The following is a 22,175-nucleotide window of genomic DNA, read 5'->3' as shown; positions in this document are numbered from 1 at the left end:
GCCGCCGTTCGCGGCTGTTTGCACGATGTTTGCGGCGCAACGTTGGGCGACAATTGTGAGGACAAGTGTGCATTTGCCGTATTGAGGCAACATGTTGGCGACATTTCCGGATTCGGCCGTGAGCAAGCAGCGCAAGATCATCCACGTGGACATGGACGCCTTCTACGCTTCGGTGGAGCAGCGCGATGCCCCGGCATTGCGCGGCCAGCCGGTGGTGGTGGCCTGGCGTGGGGCGCGTTCGGTGGTGTGCGCGGCCAGTTACGAGGCGCGCAAGTATGGCGTGCGCTCGGCCATGCCGGCCCTGCGCGCCGAGCGTTTGTGCCCGCAGGCGGTGTTCGTGCCGCCCGATTTCGCCCGCTACAAGGCGGTGTCGCAACAGATCCGCGCGATCTTCCAGCAGCACACGCCGCTGGTAGAGCCGCTGTCGCTGGACGAGGCCTACCTGGATGTCAGCCACAGCCCCAGCTGCGACGGCATTGCCACCGAGATTGCCCGTACCATCCGCGAGCAGATATTCCAGATCACCGGCCTGACCGCCTCGGCCGGGATCGCGCCGAACAAGTTCATCGCCAAGGTCGCCTCGGACTGGCGCAAGCCCAACGGCCAGTTCGTGGTCACCCCGGCGCGGGTGGAGGCCTTTCTCACCGGCCTGCCGGTGGCGCGCATTCCCGGCGTGGGCAAGGTGATGCAGACGCGCCTGGGCAGCCTGGGGGTGGAGACGGTGGGGCAGCTGCGTGAGCTGCCGTTGGCCCAGCTGCAGGCCGAGTTCGGCAGCTGGGGCGCACGCCTGTACGAACGTGCGCGCGGCATCGACGAGCGCCCGGTGGTGGCGTTCTCGCCGGTGCAGTCGATCTCCAGCGAGGACACCTTTGGCGAGGACCTGCCGCTGTCGGCGCTGGGCCCGGCGATCATCGCCCAGGCCGCACGCACCTGGGCGGCGCGCAGCAGGACAGAGCGGGTGCCGCATACGGTGGTGCTGAAGTTGAAGACGGCCGATTTCCGCATCCTCACCCGCAGCTTCACCCCGGAAGTGGCGCCGGCCTCGCAGCAGGCGCTCACCGACATTGCCCTGGCCCTGTGCGAGCGGGTCAACCTGCCGGCCGACACCCTGTACCGGCTGGTCGGGGTGGGCTTGTCCGGATTCCACGACGATGCCGGCGCGGCCGTGCAGGGCGAGCTGTTTGCCAGTGGCCCGCCCGGGGCGTCGGGTGATCAGGACTAGACTGATGGTTTTTGCAGGAGGCGATGATGGCCATCGACGCGGTGATCTTTGATCTGGACGGCACCCTGGTGGACAGCGCCGCCGATATTGCCGAGGCGGTCAACCGCCTGTTTGATGCCCTGCAGCTGCCGCGGGTGAGTGAGGCCCTGGTGCGTGGCTGGATCGGTGACGGGGTGGGGGCACTGGTGACCACCGCACTGGCCCACCACGGCAGTGCCGAGCCGCTGCAACGGGCGATGCCGCTGTTCATGGCCGGCTACCACGCCTGCCTGCTGCGCAGCCCGCGCCTGTATCCCGGTGTGCTGGAAACGCTGCAGGCCTTGCAGCAGGCGGGCCTGCCGATGGCCATCTGCACCAACAAACCGGCCGATCTGGTGCCGCCGCTGCTGCAGCACCTGGGCATTGCCGGTTTCATTGCGGGCATCATCGGTGGTGGCTCGCTGCCGCAGCGCAAGCCGCATCCGGCGCCGCTGCTGGCCAGCGCGGCCGGGCTCGGGGTGCCGGTGGCGCAGTGCCTGATGGTTGGCGATTCGGCCACCGACCACGCCGCGGCCATGGCCGCGCAGATGCCGGTGGCTTTGGTGAGTTATGGCTACCCGCGCCAGCTGGATCTGCAGGCGGTGCCGTCGCTGGCGGTGGTGGATGACCTGCGCCAGTTGCTGCCCCTGCTGCTGCCGGCGCCTGCCGTCGGCTGACGGCGGCGAGCACAAGGTCTCAGCCGGCCGGGCCGACGCGATAGAATGCCCGGGTTATTTTTCTTCACCGGTACTTGTGATGTTGCAGTTGGAAATCTCTGGCCTGGCGTGCGTGCTGCCGCGGGGCAACCGGTGATCATCGATCTGCTGTGCCATGCCGCCACCGGGCGTGCGGGTTATCTGGACGGTCGCAAGGCGGTGGAACCGCTGCCCGGTGCGCTGGATGCGTTGTGCCGTGCCCATTGCGGCATCGGCTGGAGCAGCGTGGTGTCGGCCCCGGGCCTGGCCTGCGCGCAGAGTGCCCAGGCCTTGGTGGCCGGTGCCGGTTTGGCGGTCAGCGTGGATGCCGATTGGCGTGAGGTGGATTTCGGTGACTGGGACGGCATGCCCATCGATGTGCTCGACGCCGATGCCCTGGCGGCCTTCTTCGACCCGCCGCACGAGGGTATTCCGCCGGGCGGTGAATCCTGGCAGGCACGCGATGCGCGTCTGGAGATCGCCCTGCAGCGCCTGCTCGATGGCGCCCGCCAGCAGGAAGGCATCAGCTTGCTGGTGGCCCAGCCGGGGCCGATCCGCTGGCTGCTGTGGCGGCTGGCCGGGATTCCGTTCGAGGCCCTGTGGGGCCTGCGCATCGGCGAGGGCAGCCGCCTGCGTCTGGATGTGCGCTGTGGCGGGCAGGGGCCGTGGGCCGAACTGGTGGAACTGCGTCAGTGCGCCGCCGTGCCGGCCTGAGCCGGTTGCCCCATCTACAAGGAACAAGGCCCGGGTGTCGTTGTCGACAACCCGGGCCGTTGGATCGACCGCCGTCAGGGCGGCGGCTGATCAGGCAAGGCTGGCAATGAAAGCGGCGGCGATGGCCTCGATCCCGGCCTGGTCGTCGGCATCAAAACGCGACGGCAGCGGGCTGTCGATATCCAGCACGCCGATCAGGGCGCCATCGCGCAGCAACGGCACCACGATTTCCGAACGCGAGGCAGCATCGCAGGCGATGTGGCCGGGGAAGGCGTGCACGTCATCCACGCGCTGGGTCTGGCCACTGCTGGCCGCCGCCCCGCACACGCCCTTGGACAGCGGAATGCGCACACAGGCCGGCAAGCCCTGGAACGGGCCGACCACCAGCTCGGTGCCGTCGAAGAAGTAGAAGCCGGCCCAGTTCAGATCGGGCAGGGCATTGAACAACAGCGCCGACAGGTTGGCGGCATTGGCGATGCGGTCGGCCTCGCCATACATCAGGCCGCGGGCCTGTTCGAGCAGCTGGGCGTACTGTTCCGGCTTGCTGCCGGTAAGGGAATTGGCGGTAAACATGCCTGCCAGTCTAGCCGCGCGGGCAGCCGCTGGGCAGCTCAGCCGGGCTTGCCGGACGAGGGCGGGGTGGCGCCCAGGCCGGTGCGGGCCAGTTCGGCCAGTTGCTGGCCCGAGCGCAGGCCCAGGTCCATCAGGTTGTGGCCGGTCTGGCCGAGCCGCTGCAGGTTGTCCTGGGCCAGCTGCAGGCCCTGCGGCACCAATTGGGCTGGGTCCTGGCCCTTGCTCAGTGCATCCAGGAACTGGCCGGTGGCGCTGGCGCTGTGCTGCAGCTGGCCCAGCTGCAGGCCCAGTGCCGATTCGGCCGTTTCCATCAGCACCCGGTTGGCGCGCATTGCCAGGCCGGTGAACTGCTGGGTGGAGGCGTGCAAGGGATCGTTGGCGTCACTGCTCATGGGAACCGTCCTGGCGCTGTGTTGCGTCGCAGCATAGCGCCCCCGTGGCCGGCTGCAAGTGCCTCGGGCTGATCAGGCCGTCGGGCCGGTGTAGCGGCAGCCGGAAGTGCAGGTCTCGAAGATCTCCACGCTGCTCAGCAAGGGCAGGGCCGGCTTGAGCTGCTGCCAGATCCAGATCGCCAGGTTTTCGCTGGTGGGGTTGTCCAGGCCGGGCAGGTCGTTGAGGTAGTTGTGGTCAAGTTTGGCGTAGATCGGCGCGAAAGCGGCCTTGATGTCGCCAAAGTCCATGATCCAGCCGGTCGCCGGGTCCGGCTCGCCACGCACCGCGATGCGGATGCGGAAGGAGTGCCCGTGCAGGTTGCCGCACTTGTGGCCGGCCGGAACATGGGGCAGGCGGTGGGCCGATTCGGCCACGAATTCTTTGAAGATTTCCATGCCGTGCATTGTAGCGGCGCGCTGGGTGGGGCATTGGTTTCAGATGAAATGCTTGTCTATCGCGATGAAGAGATATATCTTTCGTTATATCCGTATGAAGCGATGTAATTGGCCGGACGCGGTCGGACCAACGCTCAATACCCCGTCTCCATGTACAGATTCAGGTTTTCTCCCCCCATGTCCCAGTCGTCCAAGCCGTCGTTGTTGGTGGCCGCCATTGCCGCCGCCCTTGCCCTGCCTGCCGCTGCCCACGCCACCACCGAGAGCCTGGAGCAGGGCGATGCCAGCCGTACCCTGGACGCGGTCCAGGTCACCGGTTCGAACATCAAGCGCACCGATACCGAAACCGCCAACCCGGTGCAGGTGATCGACCGCGAGCAGATTGCCGCCTCCGGCAAGCAGACCACTGCCGAGCTGCTGCGCTCGATCTCGGCCAATACCGGTGGTGGTTCCAACGAAACCCAGAACTCGGGCTGGTCCTCCGGCGCGGCCGGTATCGGCCTGCGTGGCTTGAGCAGCAAGAACACCCTGATCCTGCTCAACGGCCGCCGCCTGGCCAACTACGGCTTCCCCAACGGCGGCCTGTCGGACACCTTCGTCAACATCAACGCCCTGCCGTTGGTGGCGGTGGAGCGCATCGAGGTGCTCAAGGACGGCGCCAGCGCCGTGTACGGCTCCGATGCGGTGGCCGGCGTGGTCAACATCATCACCCGCCAGGATTTCCAGGGTTTGGAAGTGGGTGGCACCGCCGGTGTTTCCGGCGAGGGTGACATGGGCACCCAGAGCGCCAAGGTGGTCGGTGGCTTCGGCGACCTGGCCAGCGATGGCTGGAACGTGCTGTTCTCGCTGGAAGGCTACAACCGCGAGCGCCTGGACCATGCCGATCGTGACCTGACCGCCGATGGCGATTACAGCCACCTGCCCGGCGGCAGCCGCAGCGGCTGGTCGGCCAAGGGTGCCCGTTTCCTGGTCGGCGGGGTTTCGGTGCCGCTGCTGGATGCCAACGGCAACTGCCCGGAAGGCACCGTGCTCACCGCCAGCAAGCCGATTGACGGCCGCAACGGTGATACCTGCGCCTTCAACCTCAACGAGTCCTCCACCCTGATTCCCTCGACCAAGCGCTGGCAGGGCTATGTCACCGGCACCAAGCGCCTGGGTGACAACGTGGAAGCCTTCGGCGAACTGCTGTACAGCGACATGGAGGGTACCTCCTGGTTCGGCTCCACCCCGTACTTCACCCTGGAATCGGGCCGTTTTGCCCTCAACGCCGACACCGGCCTGGCCGAAGCGGTCAATGCCATCCTGCCGGCGGCCAACCCGTACAACCCGTACGGCCAGGACGTGTCGCTGGAGTACACCTTCTTCAACCTTGGCCAGTCGCTGAAGACCAACCGTTCCAAGGCCTGGCGTGCCCTGGCCGGTCTGCGCGGCAACACCGCCGCGTGGGACTGGGAAGTGGCCGCCTACCGCGCCGCCAGCTCCGAGCGTGAGACCGTGGCTGGTGGCTTTGCCAACCGCTGGGGCCTGTATGACGCCCTGGCCAGCGGCAGCTACAACCTGCACAACCCGTCGGCCACGCCGCAGTCGGTGATCGATTCGATCGCCCTGTCCACCGTTCGCCCGGCCGAATCGCGCCTGCTCGGCATCGATGCCAAGGCCACCCGCATCCTCGGCGAACTGCCGCACGGCAGCGTCGGCTTTGCCACCGGCTACGAGTTCCGCCGCGAGAACCTGGATTCCTACAACCCGTGGCAGATCGACGCCGGCCTGCAGATCCGCCCGGCCATCGCCGAGGCCCACGGCGTGCGCGACGTGCATGCCGCCTATGCCGAAATCGTGCTGCCGCTGGCGCCGGGCCTGGAAGTGGATGCCGCTGCCCGTTTCGACCATTACGATGACTTCGGCAATGCCTTCTCGCCCAAGGTCGGCATCCGTTGGCAGCCGGCCGACTGGGTGGTGCTGCGTGCGGCTGCCTCCAAGGGCTTCCGCGCCCCGAGCCTGTCGGAAAACGCCGCCTCCACGATGATCTCCTACACCACCTCCGGGGTGATCGACCCGTATGACCCGGACCAGCCGGGCCTGCGCGTCAGCCCGACCTTCTTCACCATCGGCAATACCGAGCTGGAGCCGGAAAAGACCCAGACCTTCAATGCCGGTGCGGTGTTCTCGCCGTGGCAGGGCGGTTCGCTGAGCGTGGATTACTACCGCATCGAAGTGGACAACGTGATCGGCTCGGGCAACACCACCACCCTGATTGCCGAGAACAACCCGGCCAACGTGCTGCGTGATGCCAACGGCAAGCTGCAGGCCGTCTACAACCGCTACCAGAACCTGAGCGAGCTGCAGACTTCGGGTATCGACATCGAAGCCCGCCAGCGCTGGGAAACCGCCGCCTACGGCAGCTTCGGCATCAGCACCGCGCTGAGCCATGTGATCGAGTACAAGCGCCCGCAGGTGATCGGTGGCCCGTTGGTGGATTACGCCGGCTCCAACCGAGGTTCGACCCTGCCCGACACCAAGGCCACCACCACCGCCGACTGGTCCTACGGCAACTGGCGCACTGCCCTGACCTGGTACTACACCGCCGGCTACGAGCAGCGCGCCAGCACCGCGGCCACCGCCCTGCAGAAGGACGTGGCCAGCTACAGCCAGCTGGACCTGTACCTGGGCTACACCGGGTTTGAGAACCTCAACCTGTACGCCAAGGTGCAGAACATCGGTGACCGCACCCCGCCGTTCGATGCGTCCTACCCGGGCATCCGCGCCCCGTATGACTTCGGCCAGTACGACCTGCGCGGCCGCTACATCACCGTCGGTTTCGATTACCGCTTCTGATCCAGCCGGCCCCGGCGCACCAGCGCCGGGGCTTTTGCCTGCGTGGCCGCGCCGCCATGCAAGATTCCAGGGGAATATTTGTGAGTTTGTGCAACCGTCTGGCCCGCGCGGCCACCCCGGCCGTGTTGGCCCTGGCCCTGTTGGCCACCCCGTCCTTCGCCCAGGACCTGCGCCCCAGCCAGGCTGACCCGATCAGCTACTACTTCCCGGGCGCCGGCCAGTTCGACCCGGCCATTCCCACCCCGCAGCAGTTCCTCGGCCATGCCATCGGCAGCCGCTACACCCGCCATGACCGTCTGGTGGCCTACCTGCAGGAGCTGGCCCGGGTGTCAGACCGGGTGCAGGTGGAACAGATCGGCCAGAGCTACGAAGGCCGTGCACTGCTGCTGCTGACCATCTCCTCGCCACGCAACCTGGCGCGGTTGCCCGAGATTGCCGCCCAGCGCCAGCAGCTGGTGGACCCGGCGGCCGGCCTGCCGGGCGCCGATGCGCCGGCCGTGGCCTGGCTGGCCTACAGCGTGCACGGCAATGAAACCTCCAGTGGCGAGGCCGCGTTGCTGACCGCGTATTACCTGGCCGCCAGCCAGGACCCTGAAACCGTGCGCTGGCTGCAGCAGGCGGTGGTGGTGATCGACCCGGCACAGAACCCGGACGGGCGCGACCGCGCGGCCAACTGGCACAACGCCTGGGGGTCGAACCCGGCCTCGGCCGATCCGGCCGACCGCGAACATGTGGAGCCGTTCCCGGGCGGGCGCTTCAACCATTACCTGACCGATCTCAACCGCGACTGGCTGGCCCTGGGCCAGGCCGACAGCTGGCCGAAGATCGAACACTTCCACCGCTGGTATCCCAACATCCAGATCGACTTCCACGAGATGGGCAAGGACTCGACCTATTACTTCGAGCCCTCGCCGGCGAGCATGGAAAGCCCGCTGCTGCCCAAGTCCAGCTACCAGGCCAACCACTGGCTGGCGCGTTTCCACGCCCAGGCCCTGGATGGGCTGGGCTCGCTGTATTACACCGGCGAGAACTTCGACAACTTCTCGCCGATCTTCGGCTCGACCTACCCCGATTTCCATGGCGCGGTCGGGGTGACGGTGGAGCAGGCCTCCTCGCGCGGGCTGGTGCAGGAGTCGGTCAATGGTGACCTGCATTTCGACTTCACCGTGCGCAACCAGGTGGCCATTGGCCTGGCCAGTGTGCGTGGTGCGGTGGAGGACAAGGCGCGCCTGTTCGACCTGCAAAAGGAGTTCTACCGCAGCGCCCTGAAACAGGCCGCCAGCCACGGGGCCAAGGACTGGGTGTTTGGCGATGCCCATGATCCGACCCTGAGCCGCGAGCTGCTGGCCCGCCTGCTGCACCATCGCATCGAAGTGCGCGAGCTGGCCCGCGAGGTCAGCATCGACGGCAAGCGCTTTGTCCCCGGCAGCGCCTGGGTGGTGCCGGTGCGCCAGCCGCAGTTCCGCCTGGCCCATTCGATCTTCGAGTTCACCCCGCCGGTGGAAGGCGATGTGTTCTACAACGGCACTTCCTATGCGGTGGCCCCGGCCTATGGCCTGAACTACGCCGCCAGCCGCTCGGCCCTGTCGGCCGGTGCCCGTGTCACCGCGTTGCCGGCCAGCAGTGGTGGTGTGGTGGGCGGGGCGTTCGCGTATGCCTACGTGCTGGACCTGCGTGATTTTGGTGCCTACAACGTGGTCGGTGCCCTGCATGCGGCCGGTATCCGTCTGCGTGCCTCGTTTGCGCCGTTCCAGGCCACGGCGGCCGGGCAGGCACAGGACTTCGGCCACGGTGCGGTGGTGGTGCCGGTGGCCGGGCAGGTGCTGGATGCGGCCGCATTGCATGCCCGCCTGCAGCAGCTGGGCCAGCAGCACGGGGTGACGGTGCAGGCTCTGGCCAGTGGCCGCAGCAACAGCGGCGTGGACCTGGGCAGTGACAACATGCGCGCGCTGCGTGCCCCGCGCATTGCCCTGGTGATGGGCGAGGGCGTGAGTGCGTCGGAAATCGGTTCGGCCTGGTTTGCCTTCGATACGCACCTGGGACTGCCCAGCAGCAAGCTGGAACCGGCCCAGCTGGGCCGCGTTGACCTAGCGCGCTATACCTCCATCGTGCTGTCCGGCGGCAATTACGCCGCCATCAGCCCGGCCGCGGTGAGCGCGCTGAAGGCCTGGGTGGCCGGCGGTGGTTCACTGGTGGCCTGGGGCAGTGGCGCGCGCTGGGCAGTGGAGCAGGGCATTGCCACGGCCAAGATCAAACCGGGTGACGAGGCGGCCAGTGAACGCCTGGACTTCGGCACCCAGCGGGACGTGTTTGCCCTGCGCCGGGTCAGCGGCAACATCCTCAGCGCCGACATTGACCTGAGCCACCCGCTGGCCTTCGGCCTGCAGCATCGCGCCATCCACGTGAACAAGGAAAGCGGCCTGGTGCTCGAGGCCAGCCCCAATGCCTACCTCAACGTGGTGCGCATCGACGACAAGCCCCGCGTCAATGGCTATCTGTCGGCCGACAACCTGCGCCGGGTGGCCGGGTCCAGTTTTGCCCAGGTGGTGCCGTCGGGGCAGGGTAACGTGGTGCTGTTCGCCGATGACCCGGTACACCGCAAGTACTGGTACGGCACCGAGCGCCTGCTGCTCAATGCCACCCTGTTCGGCAACCACCTCAACCCGATGCGCCAGCGCGGCGAATAAGGCCCGGTGTGGGAGCGGCTCTGGCCGCGATCAGCAACAACAAAGGCCGGGCATTGCCCGGCCTTTGTCTGTTTTAGTGATGCGGTCACTTGCTCAGGTCAAAGGCCGTGGCCGAGGATGTGCGCTGGGTAGAAAACCGGGTGATGGGCGATGAAGCAAGGGATGCGGTTGTGGGTCATGGCCGGCGCTGTGCTGTTGCTGCCGTTGCTGGCCTGTGGCGAGCGCAAGGCACAGGCGTCGGTGCCGACCACCCAGACCAATGAGCAGGGTTGCACCCGGCAGCGCAGTATCGGCCCGCAGGACCCTTTCCAGAACCCACCACCGCTCAAGCAGGCCTGCGTCGGGCCTTATCTTCTGGAAATGCCGCAGCACCTGTTCTACAGCCAGATGGGCGCCGAATTCGATGGTAGTTTCGGCTTGGTGCTGCAGTATCCGGGCCTGCAGCCGTTTGCGCCGGGCGAGCGGATGAACCTCAAGCTGGACGTGTCCATGCGCACGGTGGCCTTTGCTTACTGGTATATCGACCGCATCGAGCTGCGCCAGGCCATGCGCAATTCCTATATCCCGATCTGGGGCGACCCGGCAGATCCGTCAAGGACGCTGGAGGGGCGTATTGCTGGCGAGCCGGTATACGGCCTGCTGCCTTACTACGCCGACCTGCCGCGTATCCGTGCCTACAACGCTAGCCAAGGCATACGGGCCGATGCTCCGGTGATGAAGGCGGACTGGCACCAGGACTGGTTCATTACCCGCGATGCGGCCGGCGAGGTGGACCGGTTGATCCGCTGCACCTCGCGTGAGGTCGGCGGCACCGGGGTGGTGTTCCGTGATGGGCTGATGTACCGAAACATGCAGGAGTCCTATTCCGAATGCGAGCATCAATTCATGCTGCCTGACCACAGCACGCTGGTGCGCATTACCTACGTACGGCTTGGCCTGAAGGATTGGCAGCAGATCGAGGCCAAGGCGCGCGCCCTGTTCTTTGACCACTTGGTGCTACCAGAGCAACGCTCGCTGTAAGCGGCTTAGGGCTTGGCTGATCGACTGCAGCCAAGGCGGCACGGTGTGGATTGGTCACAGGGCGGTGCAGGTCTGGGCTCCACAAGCTGTCGTTTTCCCGTTGTGTGATGGCGCCACTTGCCTGGGTCCATGGTCGTGGCCGAGGATGGACGCCGGTCAGGAAACCGGGTGATGGGCGATGAAGCAAGGGATGCGGTTGTGGGCCATGGCCGGCGCGGCGCTGTTGCTGCCGTTGCTGGCCTGTGGCGAGCGCAAGGCGCAGGCACAGACGTCGGTGCCGACTACCCAGACCAATGAGCAGGGTTGCACCCGGCAGCGCAGTATCGGCCCGCAGGACCCTTTCCAGAACCCGCCGCCGCTCAAGCAGGCCTGCGTCGGGCCCTACCTGCTGGAAATGCCGCAGCACCTGTTTTACAGCCAGATGGGTACCGAGTTTGATGGGCGTTTCGCACTGGTGCTGCAGTATCCGGGCCTGCAACCGTTTGCGCCGGGCGAGCGGATGAACCTCAAGTTGGATGTGTCCATGCGGACGGTCCGCTTTGCTTATGATTACATCGACAGGATCGAGCTGCGCCAGGCCATGCGCAATGCTTACACGCCTCTGGATTTTGAGGTCGACAATCCATCAGAGTCGCTGGCAGGGCGCATCGTCGGCGAGCCGGTATACGGCTTGCTGCCTTACTACGCCGACCTGCCACGTATCCGCGAATATCACGCCAGCAGGGGGACACGAGCGAGTGCGCCGGTGATGGAGGCGGATTGGCACCAGGACTGGTTCATTACCCGCGATGCGGCCGGTGAGGTGGACCGGCTGATCCGCTGCACCTCACGCGAGGTCGGCGGCACTGGGGTGGTGTTTCGAGATGGGTTGATGTACCGGCATATGCAGGAGCCGTATTCCGAATGCACGCATCAATTCATGCTGCCCGAGCACAGCACGCTGGTGCGCATCACCTACGTACGGCTCGGCCTGAAGGATTGGCAGCAGATCGAGGACAAGGCGCGCGCGCTGTTCTTTGACCACCTGGTATCACCACACCAATAAACAGGAAGCACCATGGAAGGATTGAACGCCAAGGACATCGAAATCCTGCGGTTTTATGCTGTAAGCGGTAATCGCGAGCTGTACTTCAACTACCTGTCACACAAGGCCGGCAACGATGGCTATCCACTGCTGGCTCTTGGGGTGGTGCGCAACGACAATGCGCCGGGGGCAACGGCCAACGTCTTTGCCGACAACCAGGCCCGTGCCGACGGCGTGGCCTTGGGCGAGCGTGGCTGGCACGGTTTCGGGGTTGACCTGATGCGGGCGGACTTTGCGCTGCGTTTCAAGCATTTCGAAGCTGGCAGGCCCGACCTGGCGCTGAACCTGCCAGCCAAGGACGTACAGGATTCCCATGACCCGATATTCCGGCAGTACGGCATCAACCCGGATGGCTGGACCCCACGCCAGCTGCTGGAAGCGGCGCGACGGCACGGTGGCGATGAGGAGGCCGAGAAGGTCTGGGCGATGCTGCGTGACAACAGCTTTAAGGGAGTGACGCGGCTGGCCGCAACAACGCTTGCGGTGTCACACCAGTACAACGATGACCAGCTTGATGCAAATGCCTATCTGGAAGCCATGGGCAAGGCCCGCAACGTTGCATTGGGGGCGCAATCCAATACCGACCCGCATCGTATTGCGCTGGACGGGCGGTATTACCGCTTCGATGAAAAATCGGGAGGTTGGATGCAAGTGCAAGATGCGCAGCGGCAACTGCACTTTTCCTCCCCGGTCACCAGCCCGGAAACGCTGGAAACACTCAATGACCTGCGCCAGTTGCGAATGGATCGGCAGCAACTGCGTGAGCAGTTCCACCCGGATGACCCGAACCAGCATCGGCCGATCATGGCCAGCCCGTGGCTGGTTGCCGATGCCGAGCCTGTGCAGCCGCAGGCGGGCAGTCATGAAGCCGAGTTGCAGACTGCCGGGTTGCCCCCGGGATGTTGCATCAGCCGCTGTACCGGCAATGCGTGGCCGGGGTTGAAAGGCTCGATGCCATGGCCGGAAAGCCCTGGGATACGCACAGCCAGTGCATGGCTGGCAGTCTGACGTTGCTGGCTGCATCGCAAGGCCTGCAGCGGGTGGATCAGGTGTTGCTCAGCGTGGCCACCGACAGCGCCCCGGCGGGCAGCCGGGTATTTGTGGTGCAGGGCGATGCGGACAACCCCGCCCATCATCGTGCCGGGATGGATACGGCGTTGGCCGTACAAACCCCGTTTGCGCAGTCTGTGCAGCAATTGCAGGTGCTGGAACATCAGCGTGAGCAGGGGTTGGCCGCAGAAATGGTGGCGCAAGTGGCCCAGGCAGAACCTGCAGGGCGCGGTATGGCGCTGGGCTGAGTCTGCCTTGCCATGGCGGCCAACAACAAAGGCCGGGCATTGCCCGGCCTTTGTCTTGTTCCACTGTCAGCGCTGCGTGCAGCGCAGGCGATCAGCCGCTGACGCGCGGGCCGCGGTTGCCACCGCCGCTGCGACGGCGCGGGGCGCCGGTGCGCTGGCCATCACCACGCGGGGCACCATCACGGCGTTCGCCGCGTGGGGCGCCAGCATTGGCACCGTTGCCGCCACCACGACGCTGGCCCTGGCCTTCGCCGGCACCCGCGCCGGCACGACGGCCGCCATCGCTGCGGCCACGGCCGGCACCGGCCGGACGCGGACCATTGCCGCCGTTGCCGCGACGCGGCGGACGCTGGCCGCCCGGCTGCTCGGCCTTGCCCGGGGCGCTGTTGCCCCAGCGGATCGGGGTCTGCGGCACAAAGCCCGGGACATCACGGATGTCCATGTCCTTGTCCAGCAGGCGCACGATCTGGCGCAGGTACTTGGCATCTTCTTGGGCCACCAGCGAGATCGCCTCGCCGCTGGCGCCGTTGCGGCCGGTACGGCCGATGCGGTGCACGTAATCCTCGGCCACCATCGGCAGGTCGTAGTTGATGACCTTGGGCAGCTCGTTGATGTCGATGCCGCGGGCGGCAATGTCGGTGGCCACCAGCACGGTGACGCGGCCGGCCTTGAAGTCGGCCAGGGCGCGCAGGCGCTGGCCCTGGCTCTTGTTGCCGTGGATCGCCGCGGTCTTGATGCCGCTCTTTTCCAGGAACAGGGCCAGCTTGTCGCTGCCGTGCTTGGTCTTGGCAAACACCAGGGTCTGCACGCGCGAGTCTTCGGCCAGCAGGTGCAGCAGCAGGTCACGCTTGCGCGCGGTATCCACCGGGTGCACGCGGTGGGCGATGGTCTCGGCCACGGTGTTCTGCGGGGTCACCTGGATCTGCTTGGGATGGCGCATGAACTCCAGCGCCAGTTCCTTGATCGGCTCGGCGAAGGTGGCCGAGAACAGCAGGGTCTGGCGGTTCTGGCGCGGCAGCTTGGCCAGGATGCGGTTGATGGACGGCAAAAAGCCCATGTCCAGCATGCGGTCGGCTTCGTCCAGGACCAGGATCTCGATCCCGGACAGGTCGATCGAACGACGCTCCAGGTGGTCGATCAGGCGGCCCGGGCAGGCCACCAGCAGGTCCACGCCACGGCGCAGGGCATCGATCTGGTTGCCCATGCCCACGCCGCCGTAGATCACCGCGCTGGGGATGCGCAGGTACTTGGAGTAGCCGCGCAGGCTGTCATGCACCTGGGTGGCCAGCTCGCGGGTCGGGGTCAGGATCAGGGCGCGCGGGCGGCGCGGGCCGCTGCGCACTTCCTGCGGGTTGGTGCCCAGGTGCTGCAGCAGCGGCAGGCCGAAGGCCGCCGTCTTGCCGGTGCCGGTCTGGGCGCCGGCCAGCAGGTCATTGCCTTCCAGAGCCAGCGGGATGGCCTGCTCCTGGATCGGGGTGGGGTTTTCGTAGCCCTGCTCTTCAAGCGCACGCAGCAGGAAGGGCGCAAGGCCCAGTGATTCAAAGGACATGATGATTCCAGGCAAGATCAGTGACGCCAGCGCCGGTCGGCGTGGCGTGGGCCGCATTGGCGGCCGCGTTGTCTCGAAAGCGTTCCCGTGAACCGCGCTGCGAGAGGTCGAAAGTCAGCGGTGGGCGGATGCGCACGACTGGCTTGCACGACGAACGGCGTCGGAGTGGGGGCGGGCGCTGGAGGAGTGCCTCCACGGCGCCGGCGGGTCCCGGCAGGGAAACGGACGGCCGTTGCAAACGGGGCGATTGTAGCGTATCGCTGCCTGTTCAGGTTGCTGCTGCGGTGCACGGCGCGCTTTGCCGTTCATGTGGTTACACTTGAAACCTATTGATCAGCAGTGCCGGAGGGGCAATGAAACTGGGTTCGTTGAAGCAGGGTGGGCGCGATGGCAGCCTGATTGTGGTCAGCCGTGACCTGTCCCGCGCGGTATCGGCCGGCAGCATTGCCGCGACCCTGCAGCAGGCACTGGACAACTGGGCGCAGGCTGCCCCGCAGCTGCAGGCGCTGTACGCCCGCCTGCAGGCCGGCGACGCCGACGGCGCTTTTGACCTGGACATGGCCGCCCTGGCCGCGCCGCTGCCGCGCGCCTATGAGTTTGTCGATGGCTCGGCCTACCTGCCGCATGTGGAGCGCGTGCGCCGCGCCCGTGGCGCCGAAGTGCCGGAAAGCTTCTACAGCGACCCGCTGATGTACCAGGCCACCAGTGCCGGCTTCTACGGCCCGCGCGACCCGGTACAGGTGCCCAGCAATGCGTACGGCATCGACCTGGAAGCGGAAATCGTGGTCATCACCGATGACGTGCCGATGGCCGCCAGCCCGGAACAGGCCGCTGGCCATATCCAGCTGGTCGGCCTGGTCAACGATGTCTCCCTGCGCAACCTGATTCCGGGCGAGCTGGCCAAGGGCTTCGGCTTTTTGCAGTCCAAGCCGCGTTCGGCCCTGAGCCCGGTGTTCGTGACCCCCGACGAGCTGGGCGCTGCCTGGCGTGACAGCAAGCTGCACCTGCCCCTGCTCACCCACATCAACGGTGAATGGTTCGGCGCGCCGGAAGCCGGGGTGGACATGCAGTTCAACTTCGCCCAGCTGGTGGCCCATGCCGCCAAGACCCGGCCGCTGACCGCCGGCACCATTGTTGGTTCGGGCACCATCGCCAATGAAGACACCAGCAAGGGCGCTTCCTGCTTTGCCGAGCAGCGCGTGGTGGAAACCCTGCGCGACGGCAAGCCGAGCACGCCGTTCATGGATTTTGGCGATGTGGTGCGCATCGAAATGCTCGATGCCGACGGCCACAGCCTGTTCGGTGCGATCGTGCAGCGCATCACCCAGGTGCCGCAGGCATGAGCACGCCTGCGCTGGTGCTGTACGGCTACTGGCGCTCCAGTGCGGCCTACCGTGTGCGCATCGGCCTGGGCTTGAAGGGCCTGGCCTGGCAGGACCGCCCCGTGCACCTGGTGCGCGATGGCGGTGAGCAGCACAGCGCCGCGCATGCGGCGCGCAACCCGCAGCAGCTGGTGCCGGTGCTGGAACACGACGGGGTGGTGCTGACCCAGTCGCTGGCGATCCTGGAATATCTGGACGAGGCCTTCCCGCACACCCCGGCCCTGCTGCCGGCCGATGCGGCCGGCCGCGGGCGGGTGCGTGCACTGGCCCAGCTGATCGCCTGCGATGTGCATCCGCTGGGCAACCTGCGGGTGATGCAGTACCTGGGTCGCGAGCTGGCGGCCGACGAGGACGCCCGCCTGGCATGGACCCGGCACTGGATGGCCGAGGGCTTTGCCGCGATGGAAGCGCTGTTGGCGGTCCGCCCGGGGCGCTTCTGCCACGGCGACACGCCCGGCATGGCCGATTGCTGCCTGATCCCGCAGCTGTACAACGCCCGGCGCTTCAACCTGGACCTGGGCGCCTACCCGCAGCTGCTGGCGGTGGAGCAGGCCTGTCAGGCCCTGCCGGCCTTCGCTGCTGCCGCGCCCGAGGCCCAGCCCGACGCGGTCTGAGCCTTGCCGTGATGCAGATACAGACAGGCCCCGCAATGCGGGGCCTGTCGTTTGTTGCGCCAGTGCTGGATCAGAAGCCGCTGCTGAACTTCATCCCGCCATTGCCTTGCGGGGCGTCGTAGTCGGCGTAGGGGTCGTGCTCGGCATCGGCACCCTCGGACAGGCGGAACTTCAGGGCCAGGCCATCACGCGAGTCGGCCGCATTGAGGGCCGATTCCAGCTCGATCAGGCCTTCCTTGGTCATCCGGAACAGGCACTGGTCGAAGGTTTCCATGCCGTCTTCCAGCGAGGCTTCCATTGCCGGCTTGACCTCGTGCACCTCGCCGCGGCGCAGCAGGTCGCGGATCATCGGGGTGTTGAGCAGGACCTCGGTGGCCGGGCGGCGGCGGCCGTCCACGCCGCGCACCAGGCGCAGCGAGACCACCGAACGCAGGTTCAGGGCCAGGTTCATCAGCACATTCTTGTGCGCACTTTCCGGGAAGAAGTTGAGGATGCGCTCGATCGCCTGGTCGGCGTTGTTGGAGTGCAGGGTGGCCAGGCACAGGTGGCCTGTTTCGGCGAAGGCGATGGCCGCTTCCATGGTCTCGGCATCGAGGATTTCGCCGATCAGGATAACGTCCGGCGCCTCTCGCATCGCGTTCTTCAGCGCGTTGTGGAAGGCATGGGTGTCCAGGCCGACCTCGCGCTGGTTGACGATGGACTGCTTGTGCTTGTGCAGGAACTCGATCGGGTCCTCGATGGTGAGGATGTGCCCGGTGGAGGTGGTGTTGCGGTGGTCGATCATCGAAGCCAGGGCCGTGGACTTGCCCGAACCGGTGGACCCCACCACCAGCACCAGCCCGCGCGGGGACATGATCACGTCCTTGAGCACCGGCGGCAGGTTGAGCTCCTCGATGCTCGGGATGCGGCTCTTGATCGCACGGATCACCATGCCCACTTCGCCGCGCTGCTTGAACACGTTGACGCGGAAACGCCCCGCCTCGGCCACCGCAATGGCCATGTTGAGCTCCAGGTCGCGTTCGAACTGCGGTACCTGGCCCTCGTCCATCAGCGAGTAGGCGATCTTCTTGACCATGCCCGGCGGCAGGCCGGTGCTGCCCAGCGGATAAAGCTTGCCCTCGATCTTGATGTACACCGGCGCGCCGGTGGTCAAGAACATGTCCGAAGCGTTCTTTTCGGTCATCAGCTTCAGGAAATAGCCGATATCCATGCGCAATGGTTCCCCAATGAACTGCCTGTTGCCGTTGCATGCACGGGCAAGGCTTGACGACAATGGCCGGGACTGGACTTCAGCCACGGCTCCCCAATGACTGTTAGCTTCGCATACTTGTCCCGATCGCTGTGTGCGGTCGCCTGCGCTTTGGCGCTCAGCATGCCCGCCCTGGCCCAGGATGCCAGTGCGGATCTGGCCGCCGCTGCGGTGGCGGTGCAACGCGCCACCGACGCAGATGCCGACCAATATGCCTTTGAGCTGATCAGCACCGCCCGTGATGGCCTCAGTGCCGCACAGACCGCTGCACTGGACCGCCGCCAGCGCAAGCAGGCCCCTCTGCTGGCCCAGCGCGCCGCCGCCGATGCCGACCTGGCCCGGGTGCTGAGCGAGGAGGCGGTGGCCAATGCCGACCTGCAGCAGCGCCGTGCCGAGATCGTCCAGCTGCAGCGCAGCCTGGGCGGGGAGGGCGCACGATGAAGGGCATGGCACTGATGTTGGGGATCGCCCTGGCCCTGCCGGGCACCGGGCTGGCGGTCGAGGATGACGCCCAGGCCGCCGCCCTGGGCCAGCGTCTGGCCGCCTTGCAGGCCAACCCGGCCACCGCCGACCAGGCGCCGCTGGAGCAGCTGCAGGCCCGTCAGGCGATCCAGGCCCTGCTTGATGCACGCAAGCGTGACCAGGAGCAGGCCGCCTACCTGGCCGGGCGCCGGGTCGAGATTGCCGAGGCCGCGGCGCGTGCCGCCGCTGCCCGCCACCAGGTCAATGCACTGGACCGCCAGCGCGCCGAGTTGCTGATCGAGGGCAGCCGTCGCGAGGCTGCCCGTGCCCGCGCCGAGGCCGAAGCCCTGCGCCGTCAGGCCCAGCTGCAGGCCGAAGAAGCCGAATTGCTGCGCCAGAACGCCGAAGCCGAGCTGCTGGCCCGGCAGGATGCCGAGCTGGCCCTGGCCACCGCCTCGGGCAACCAGGCCGCCCGCCTGAACGAGGCCCAGCGCACGGCGGCGCGCCTGGCCCGCGAGGAAGCCGAGCTGGTGTCCGGTCACCGCCTGCCGGACTCCAAGTTCGAAGCCCGCGGTGAAGTGCTGAGCCTGGGCAGCAGTGCCTTCGGCAGCGGCAATGCGCAGTTGAGCGCCGAGGCGGCCAACCAGCTCAAGGCCGTGGCCGAGTATCTGGCCATTGCCGGCAAGCGTGGGCGGGTCCGCATCGAAGGCTATGACCGCGCCGCCGGGATCGGCCAGCGCCGTGCCGAAGCCATCCGCGATGCCCTCACCCGGGCCGGCGTGGCGGCCAGCCGCCTGCAGGTGGTCGGCAAGACCAGCGCGGCCACGCGTGCCCGTGCCGCCGAGATTGTTATCGCTCCGTAAATCCAAGCGGCTGAATTGGTTGGTTTTTTGTCGATCCTGTGGGCGGGCTGAATGTCCTCCCCGGTTTCACCAAACCAACCGGGCGGTGCCACTTGCAGGCCCGTCGCAAGCGGCGTAGGGTCGATTGTCCGGGCTGCATTTGTGCCGCCCGGACAGCGCAGGAGGGCGGCATGGTCACATCGTTGCGTGCGTCGGTTTTGTCGCGTCCCATCATCGGTTGGGTGCGGGGCCAGCCCCGGATTGCCGTGCTTCTGCTTGTCCATCCACGCCCCGTGCCTGTCGGCCGGGGCGTTGTTGTATCCGTAGACGGAGGTTGATCATGTTTGAAGGGCACCCGCAGGAAACGGTGGATTCATTGCTGCACGACGATGCAGAGTTCCGTCAGCTCTACAACCGCCACCGCAAGCTCAACCGACAGTGCATGGATGCCGAGCTGGGCGTGCTGGCTGTCAATGACGCCACCCTTGGGCAGATGAAACGGGAAAAACTGGTGGTGAAACAACGGCTGATGCGGATGTTCGAGGACAAGACCACCCATTGAGCGGGTTGCTGCGCTCACGCCCCGGCCGGTTTGCCGCCGGGGCGGCTGTCGCCGGTGCGGCCGGCCACCCGGCGTTTCCTTGCTGGCCACTGAAGTCAGGCTATGACAATTGCGGCCAAGACGCCGATAATCGAGGGTCCAGCCGTCTGTTCGGCGCCCAAGAAGTCATCATGGCCATCCATTCCTCCGTCCTGGAACTCGTCGGTAACACCCCCATCATCAAGGCCCGCAACCTGGACACCGGTTGTTGCGAGCTGTACCTGAAGCTGGAGAGTGCCAACCCGGGTGGTTCGATCAAGGACCGCATCGGCATGTCGATGATCGAGGCGGCCGAGAAGCGTGGCGATCTCAAGCCCGGTGCCACCCTGGTGGAAGGCACTGCCGGCAACACCGGCCTGGGCCTGGCCCTGGTGGCCCAGCAGAAGGGCTACAAGCTGATTCTGGTGGTCCCGGACAAGATGAGCCGGGAAAAGATCTTCAACCTCAAGGCGATGGGCGCCGAAGTGGTGCTGACCCGTTCGGACGTGGCCAAGGGCCACCCGGATTACTACCAGGACCTGGCCGCGACCATTGCCGCGCAGACTCCGGGCGCCTACTTCATCAACCAGTTCGGCAACCCGGACAACCCGGCCGCGCACGAATTCGGCACCGGCCCGGAAATGCTGGCCCAGATGGCCGAAGTTGGCGGGCTGGACGCGGTGGTGTTCGGCTGTGGCTCCTCGGGCACCATGACCGGCCTGTCGCGCTGCCTGGCCGTGCATTCGCCGCACACCGAGATGGTGCTGGCCGACCCGGTCGGCTCGATCCTGGCCGAGTACATCAATGAGGGCACCCTCAACGACAAGTCCGGCAGCTGGATGGTCGAGGGCATCGGCGAGGACTTCCTGCCGGGCATTTCCGACTTCTCGCGGGTCAAGAAGGCCTATGCCATCGGCGACAAGGAAAGCTTCCTGACCGCCCGTGAGCTGCTGGAGAAGGAAGGCATCCTGGCCGGTTCCTCCACCGGTACCCAGCTGGCCGCCGCCCTGCGCTGGTGCCGCGAGCAGACCGAGCCGAAGAAGATCCTGGTGCTGGTCTGCGATACCGGCAACAAGTACCTGTCCAAGATGTACAACGACTTCTGGATGATCGACAACGGCTTCATCGAGCGCGAAAAGCACGGCGACCTGCGCGATTTGATCGTGCGTCCGTTTGCCCAGCGCGATACCGTGGTGGTCGGCCCGAAAGACCTGCTGACCGTGGCCTACCAGCGCATGAAGCTGTACGACGTGTCCCAGCTGCCGGTGATGGACGGCAATGCCCTGGTCGGCATCATCGATGAGAGCGATGTACTGCTGCACGTGTATGGCGATGAATCGCGCTTCCGCGACCCGGTTTCCACCGCGATGGTCGGCAAGCTGGAAAAGCTGGATGTCAAATCGCCGATCGAGGCCCTGCTGCCGGTGTTCGACCGTGGCCAGGTGGCCATCGTCACCGATGGCGACCAGTTCATCGGCCTGATCACCCGCATCGACCTGCTCAACTACCTGCGCCGCCGCGTGCAGTAACGGGCATCCTGTCTCGCGTTGACGCCGCCCTGGATGGTGGCGTCACGCTTGCAGGCAGGGATTTTGACAAATTCATCTGGATGGCAGACATGACAGTACGAGTGCGCAAGGCGGTTTTCCCGGTCGCAGGACTGGGTACCCGCTTCCTGCCGGCGACCAAGGTGGTGGCCAAGGAGATGCTGCCGATCGTGGATCGACCGCTGATCCAGTACGCCGTGGACGAAGCCATCGAGGCCGGCTGTGACACCCTGATCTTTGTCACCAACCGCTACAAGCATGCGGTGGCTGATTACTTCGACAAGGCCTACGAGCTGGAGCACAAGCTCGAAGCGGCCGGCAAGACCGAACTGCTGGAACTGGTGCGTCATGTGGTGCCGGCCAATGTCCGGACCATTTTCGTGACCCAGCCCGAAGCCCTGGGGCTGGGGCATGCGGTCCTGTGCGCCCGCCCGGTGGTGGGCGATGAGCCGTTCGCGGTCATCCTTCCTGATGACCTGCTGTGGAACAAGCAGGGCCGCGGTGCGCTGGGCCAGATGGTGGACCATGTGGCCAGCCACGGGGGCAGTGCGATCGCGGTGGAGAATGTTTCTGCCGACAAGACCGGCAGCTACGGCATTGTCGATGTCGAGCACTTCGATGACCGGGCCGGGAAGATCCGCTCCATTGTGGAAAAGCCCAAGCCGGAAGAGGCGCCCAGTACCCTGGCCGTGGTCGGTCGTTATGTGCTGGATGCGGCCATTTTCGATTGCCTGGACAAGACCCGTCCCGGTGCCGGTGGCGAAATCCAGTTGACCGACGGCATTGCCCGCTTGATGGGGGAGTCGGTGGTCAACGCCTACCGCTTTGCCGGTCGGCGTTTTGACTGCGGCAGCCATCTGGGCTTTGTCGAAGCGACAGTGCGTTTTGCCCTGGAAAACGAAAAACTCCGTGACAGTGCCGCTGCAGTGATGCAGGCCGCGCTGGATGACCTGCGTGCCGGTGCACGCTGATCCGGC

General features: G+C 66.3%; 21 protein-coding genes. 16 read left to right on the top strand and 5 right to left on the bottom strand.

What is annotated here, in order from left to right:
* The first annotated feature begins 118 nt into the window (after window positions 1-118).
* The 3 genes from dinB to ABB30_RS00825 all read left to right on the top strand — a co-directional run bounded on the left by dinB (window position 119) and on the right by ABB30_RS00825 (window position 2,649).
* Window positions 119-1,222: a DNA polymerase IV gene (gene dinB / locus ABB30_RS00835; protein ID WP_275452389.1), complete on the top strand. Its 1,104-nt coding sequence runs from the start codon at window positions 119-121 to the stop codon at window positions 1,220-1,222.
* A 23-nt stretch (window positions 1,223-1,245) separates the two neighbouring features.
* Complete coding sequence (gph, locus tag ABB30_RS00830) at window positions 1,246-1,917, top strand: phosphoglycolate phosphatase (RefSeq protein WP_057636340.1); 672 nt, start codon at window positions 1,246-1,248, stop codon at window positions 1,915-1,917.
* Between the two features lie 132 nt (window positions 1,918-2,049).
* Window positions 2,050-2,649, top strand: a complete 600-nt coding sequence (locus ABB30_RS00825) for a histidine phosphatase family protein (RefSeq protein WP_161808802.1) — start codon at window positions 2,050-2,052, stop codon at window positions 2,647-2,649.
* A 90-nt stretch (window positions 2,650-2,739) separates the two neighbouring features.
* On the opposite strand, the gene ABB30_RS00820 is transcribed toward ABB30_RS00825, so the two are convergent.
* The 3 genes from ABB30_RS00820 to queD all read right to left on the bottom strand — a co-directional run bounded on the left by ABB30_RS00820 (window position 2,740) and on the right by queD (window position 4,049).
* On the bottom strand, window positions 2,740-3,222 hold the full coding sequence (locus ABB30_RS00820) for a GAF domain-containing protein (protein WP_057636338.1): 483 nt from the start codon (window positions 3,220-3,222) through the stop codon (window positions 2,740-2,742).
* A gap of 38 nt (window positions 3,223-3,260) precedes the next feature.
* Window positions 3,261-3,614, bottom strand: a complete 354-nt coding sequence (locus ABB30_RS00815; RefSeq protein WP_057636337.1) for a phasin family protein — start codon at window positions 3,612-3,614, stop codon at window positions 3,261-3,263.
* A gap of 72 nt (window positions 3,615-3,686) precedes the next feature.
* Window positions 3,687-4,049, bottom strand: coding sequence for a 6-carboxytetrahydropterin synthase QueD (gene queD, locus ABB30_RS00810; protein WP_057636357.1), 363 nt, complete (start codon window positions 4,047-4,049; stop codon window positions 3,687-3,689).
* 177 nt (window positions 4,050-4,226) lie between these two features.
* Between queD and ABB30_RS00805 the strand changes: the two genes are divergently transcribed.
* The 6 genes from ABB30_RS00805 (at window position 4,227) to ABB30_RS16700 (ending at window position 12,973) form a co-directional block, all read left to right on the top strand.
* Complete coding sequence (locus tag ABB30_RS00805; RefSeq protein ID WP_057636336.1) at window positions 4,227-6,884, top strand: TonB-dependent receptor plug domain-containing protein; 2,658 nt, start codon at window positions 4,227-4,229, stop codon at window positions 6,882-6,884.
* Between the two features lie 56 nt (window positions 6,885-6,940).
* Window positions 6,941-9,571 carry a M14 family zinc carboxypeptidase gene (locus tag ABB30_RS00800; protein ID WP_057636335.1) on the top strand — a complete coding sequence of 877 codons (2,631 nt, stop codon included), beginning with the start codon at window positions 6,941-6,943 and terminating at the stop codon, window positions 9,569-9,571.
* 150 nt (window positions 9,572-9,721) lie between these two features.
* On the top strand, window positions 9,722-10,591 hold the full coding sequence (locus ABB30_RS00795; RefSeq protein WP_057636334.1) for a hypothetical protein: 870 nt from the start codon (window positions 9,722-9,724) through the stop codon (window positions 10,589-10,591).
* Window positions 10,592-10,796: 205 nt separating this feature from the next.
* The gene (locus ABB30_RS00790) at window positions 10,797-11,636 is read left to right on the top strand and encodes a hypothetical protein (RefSeq protein WP_152980476.1); all 840 of its coding nucleotides are present in this window, start codon (window positions 10,797-10,799) and stop codon (window positions 11,634-11,636) included.
* A gap of 12 nt (window positions 11,637-11,648) precedes the next feature.
* The gene (locus ABB30_RS00785; protein ID WP_245626384.1) at window positions 11,649-12,683 is read left to right on the top strand and encodes a hypothetical protein; all 1,035 of its coding nucleotides are present in this window, start codon (window positions 11,649-11,651) and stop codon (window positions 12,681-12,683) included.
* Window positions 12,575-12,973 carry an XVIPCD domain-containing protein gene (locus tag ABB30_RS16700; protein ID WP_057636332.1) on the top strand — a complete coding sequence of 133 codons (399 nt, stop codon included), beginning with the start codon at window positions 12,575-12,577 and terminating at the stop codon, window positions 12,971-12,973. The genes ABB30_RS00785 and ABB30_RS16700 overlap by 109 nt, the downstream gene beginning before the upstream one ends.
* Window positions 12,974-13,064: 91 nt before the next feature.
* On the opposite strand, the gene ABB30_RS00775 is transcribed toward ABB30_RS16700, so the two are convergent.
* A complete protein-coding gene (locus ABB30_RS00775; protein WP_057636331.1) occupies window positions 13,065-14,522 on the bottom strand; it encodes a DEAD/DEAH box helicase in 1,458 nt (485 codons plus the stop codon).
* 353 nt (window positions 14,523-14,875) lie between these two features.
* Between ABB30_RS00775 and ABB30_RS00770 the strand changes: the two genes are divergently transcribed.
* The gene (locus ABB30_RS00770; protein ID WP_057636330.1) at window positions 14,876-15,865 is read left to right on the top strand and encodes a fumarylacetoacetate hydrolase family protein; all 990 of its coding nucleotides are present in this window, start codon (window positions 14,876-14,878) and stop codon (window positions 15,863-15,865) included.
* Window positions 15,862-16,518, top strand: a complete 657-nt coding sequence (maiA, locus tag ABB30_RS00765; RefSeq protein ID WP_057636329.1) for a maleylacetoacetate isomerase — start codon at window positions 15,862-15,864, stop codon at window positions 16,516-16,518. The genes ABB30_RS00770 and maiA overlap by 4 nt, the downstream gene beginning before the upstream one ends.
* Window positions 16,519-16,588: 70 nt before the next feature.
* Here maiA and ABB30_RS00760 read toward each other — a convergent pair whose 3' ends face one another.
* A complete protein-coding gene (locus tag ABB30_RS00760; protein WP_057636355.1) occupies window positions 16,589-17,728 on the bottom strand; it encodes a PilT/PilU family type 4a pilus ATPase in 1,140 nt (379 codons plus the stop codon).
* 96 nt (window positions 17,729-17,824) lie between these two features.
* Between ABB30_RS00760 and ABB30_RS00755 the strand changes: the two genes are divergently transcribed.
* The 5 genes from ABB30_RS00755 to galU all read left to right on the top strand — a co-directional run bounded on the left by ABB30_RS00755 (window position 17,825) and on the right by galU (window position 22,169).
* On the top strand, window positions 17,825-18,208 hold the full coding sequence (locus ABB30_RS00755; RefSeq protein ID WP_057636328.1) for a DUF4398 domain-containing protein: 384 nt from the start codon (window positions 17,825-17,827) through the stop codon (window positions 18,206-18,208).
* Window positions 18,205-19,092: an OmpA family protein gene (locus ABB30_RS00750; protein WP_057636327.1), complete on the top strand. Its 888-nt coding sequence runs from the start codon at window positions 18,205-18,207 to the stop codon at window positions 19,090-19,092. Before ABB30_RS00755 ends, ABB30_RS00750 begins: the two co-directional genes overlap by 4 nt.
* Before the next feature lie 319 nt (window positions 19,093-19,411).
* On the top strand, window positions 19,412-19,633 hold the full coding sequence (locus tag ABB30_RS00745) for an HP1242/YdcH family protein (protein ID WP_057636354.1): 222 nt from the start codon (window positions 19,412-19,414) through the stop codon (window positions 19,631-19,633).
* Window positions 19,634-19,803: 170 nt separating this feature from the next.
* Window positions 19,804-21,180 carry a pyridoxal-phosphate dependent enzyme gene (locus tag ABB30_RS00740; RefSeq protein ID WP_057636326.1) on the top strand — a complete coding sequence of 459 codons (1,377 nt, stop codon included), beginning with the start codon at window positions 19,804-19,806 and terminating at the stop codon, window positions 21,178-21,180.
* An 89-nt stretch (window positions 21,181-21,269) separates the two neighbouring features.
* Window positions 21,270-22,169, top strand: a complete 900-nt coding sequence (gene galU, locus ABB30_RS00735) for a UTP--glucose-1-phosphate uridylyltransferase GalU (protein WP_057636353.1) — start codon at window positions 21,270-21,272, stop codon at window positions 22,167-22,169.
* Window positions 22,170-22,175 lie beyond the last annotated feature (6 nt).

The sequence above is a fragment of the Stenotrophomonas ginsengisoli genome (genome assembly GCF_001431485.1).
Taxonomy (GTDB): domain Bacteria; phylum Pseudomonadota; class Gammaproteobacteria; order Xanthomonadales; family Xanthomonadaceae; genus Stenotrophomonas; species Stenotrophomonas ginsengisoli.
This window is presented reverse-complemented; position numbering and strand designations above follow the sequence as displayed.

Excerpts from the sequence above, each read along its gene's own strand:
- ABB30_RS00755 (WP_057636328.1), top strand. The coding sequence starts at position 17,825 with ATGACTGTTAGCTTCGCATACTTGTCCCGATCGCTGTGTGCGGTCGCC.
- ABB30_RS00795 (WP_057636334.1), top strand. The coding sequence starts at position 9,722 with ATGAAGCAAGGGATGCGGTTGTGGGTCATGGCCGGCGCTGTGCTGTTG.
- ABB30_RS00800 (WP_057636335.1), top strand. The coding sequence starts at position 6,941 with ATGCAAGATTCCAGGGGAATATTTGTGAGTTTGTGCAACCGTCTGGCC.
- ABB30_RS16700 (WP_057636332.1), top strand. The coding sequence starts at position 12,575 with ATGTTGCATCAGCCGCTGTACCGGCAATGCGTGGCCGGGGTTGAAAGG.
- gph (WP_057636340.1), top strand. The coding sequence starts at position 1,246 with ATGATGGCCATCGACGCGGTGATCTTTGATCTGGACGGCACCCTGGTG.
- ABB30_RS00805 (WP_057636336.1), top strand. The coding sequence starts at position 4,227 with ATGTCCCAGTCGTCCAAGCCGTCGTTGTTGGTGGCCGCCATTGCCGCC.
- queD (WP_057636357.1), bottom strand. The coding sequence starts at position 4,049 with ATGGAAATCTTCAAAGAATTCGTGGCCGAATCGGCCCACCGCCTGCCC.
- galU (WP_057636353.1), top strand. The coding sequence starts at position 21,270 with ATGACAGTACGAGTGCGCAAGGCGGTTTTCCCGGTCGCAGGACTGGGT.
- ABB30_RS00820 (WP_057636338.1), bottom strand. The coding sequence starts at position 3,222 with ATGTTTACCGCCAATTCCCTTACCGGCAGCAAGCCGGAACAGTACGCC.
- ABB30_RS00775 (WP_057636331.1), bottom strand. The coding sequence starts at position 14,522 with ATGTCCTTTGAATCACTGGGCCTTGCGCCCTTCCTGCTGCGTGCGCTT.
- ABB30_RS00750 (WP_057636327.1), top strand. The coding sequence starts at position 18,205 with ATGAAGGGCATGGCACTGATGTTGGGGATCGCCCTGGCCCTGCCGGGC.
- maiA (WP_057636329.1), top strand. The coding sequence starts at position 15,862 with ATGAGCACGCCTGCGCTGGTGCTGTACGGCTACTGGCGCTCCAGTGCG.
- ABB30_RS00815 (WP_057636337.1), bottom strand. The coding sequence starts at position 3,614 with ATGAGCAGTGACGCCAACGATCCCTTGCACGCCTCCACCCAGCAGTTC.
- ABB30_RS00760 (WP_057636355.1), bottom strand. The coding sequence starts at position 17,728 with ATGGATATCGGCTATTTCCTGAAGCTGATGACCGAAAAGAACGCTTCG.
- ABB30_RS00770 (WP_057636330.1), top strand. The coding sequence starts at position 14,876 with ATGAAACTGGGTTCGTTGAAGCAGGGTGGGCGCGATGGCAGCCTGATT.
- ABB30_RS00790 (WP_152980476.1), top strand. The coding sequence starts at position 10,797 with ATGGCCGGCGCGGCGCTGTTGCTGCCGTTGCTGGCCTGTGGCGAGCGC.
- ABB30_RS00740 (WP_057636326.1), top strand. The coding sequence starts at position 19,804 with ATGGCCATCCATTCCTCCGTCCTGGAACTCGTCGGTAACACCCCCATC.
- ABB30_RS00745 (WP_057636354.1), top strand. The coding sequence starts at position 19,412 with ATGTTTGAAGGGCACCCGCAGGAAACGGTGGATTCATTGCTGCACGAC.
- ABB30_RS00785 (WP_245626384.1), top strand. The coding sequence starts at position 11,649 with ATGGAAGGATTGAACGCCAAGGACATCGAAATCCTGCGGTTTTATGCT.